2 protein-coding genes are annotated in these 1,509 nt (G+C 60.3%); one reads left to right on the forward strand and one right to left on the reverse strand.

The genetic code is table 11. The annotated features are described in order from the left end of the window. Window positions 1–327 (reverse strand): helix-turn-helix domain-containing protein (locus J5224_RS27395; RefSeq protein ID WP_264628294.1); only part of this gene is annotated, 327 nt, incomplete at its 3' end. A 98-nt stretch (window positions 328–425) separates the two neighbouring features. Here J5224_RS27395 and J5224_RS27400 point away from each other — a divergent pair. Continuing rightward, on the forward strand, window positions 426–1,509 hold a 1,084-nt coding region (locus tag J5224_RS27400; RefSeq protein ID WP_264628293.1), incomplete at its 3' end, for an MFS transporter.

Raw genomic sequence — 1,509 nt, forward strand, 5'->3', positions numbered from 1 at the left:
AGGCAGCACGCACCAGGTTTTTCCAGGTTCTGCGGGCGGGCGTTGGTGGGCCAACAGATACAGGTGCCTGCGCTGGGCCGCGTCCAGTTTAAGCACCCGCGCCAGATTATCGAGAAAGCTGGCCGACACCCCGATGTCACGCCCTTGTTCCAACCAGGTGTACCAGGTCAGGCCAACGCCAGCGAGTGCGGCGACCTCTTCGCGCCGCAGTCCCGGCGTGCGACGTCGGTTGCCACTGGGCAGCCCTACCTCGGCTGGCGTAAGACGCTCACGGAGCGTGCGCAGGAAAGCCGCCAGATCGGGGCGGGTTCGTTCCAGAGTTCGCATCATTTACCTCGTTGCTTTTAGTAATAGCATAACGTGTTAAATTGTAATCGTTTAAAAAGAATTTGAGAATGTTCGCTTCTTTACTCTGGAAACGCAATATGAACTCAAATTCTTGCTGTACGCTGTCGTCCGAGCGCGCCGTCAGTGCTCCACCGTGGCTGGGGTTGTCCGTGCTGCTGTTCGCCGGTTTCATGACCATCTTCGATCTGTTCGTGGTCAACGTGGCGATTCCCAGCATGCAAACCGGGCTGGGTGCGAGCTTTGCGCAGGTCGGTTTTATCGTGGCTGGCTACGAGTTGGCCTTCGGTGTCTTGCTCATCACCGGTGGGCGGCTGGGAGACCGGTTTGGTCGCCGCCGACTGTTCATCGTCGGCATGGCGAGTTTCACCCTGACATCGGTGTTGTGCGGACTGGCACCCAGCGCCAACTTTTTGATCGGCGCACGGGTGTTACAAGGTTTGGCCGCCGCCTTGCTGTTCCCCCAGGTCTATGCGTCCATTCGCGTCAACTTCGGCGGAGATGACAGCCGCCGTGCCTTCGGCCTGCTGGGGATGACGCTCGGTCTGTCCGCGATTGCGGGCCAGGTGCTGGGTGGCTGGATGGTATATGCCGATCTGCTCGGGCTGGGCTGGCGCAGCATCTTTCTTATCAATGTGCCCATGGGTCTGTTTGCCCTCGTCGCTGCGCGCTGTATTCCAGAAACTCGCGCGCCACAGCGCTCAGACTTGGACGGGACGGGGATGGTGTTGAGCAGTGCGGGGTTGACACTGCTGCTGGTGGCACTGATCGAGGGGCCCGCACAAGGCTGGCCGGGGTGGAGTTTCTGGTCGATGAGTGCGGCAATGGTGCTGTTTGCACTGTTTTATCGGCAGCAAGAGTGGCGGCGGATGCGCGGCGGAATCCCTCTGGTCGACATGCAGTTGCTATCGCAACGCCGTTTTGCGTTGGGGGCTGTGCTGGTGTTGCTGGTCTACTCGACGTCGAGCTCCTTCTTTTTGTGCTTCGCGTTGCTGATGCAAACCGGTCTGGGTCTCGATCCCTTGGTGGCGGGCAGCATCTTTGCACCCTGTAGCCTGGGTTTTATCTTGGCGTCGCTGGCCGCACCGAGGCTGGTGGCACGCTTTGGCATGCGAGCGATCGTGGTGGGGGCGTTGGTCTATGCGCTCTCCATCGGCGGGCTGA

It is taken from the genome of Candidatus Symbiopectobacterium sp. NZEC135 (genome assembly GCF_025962695.1).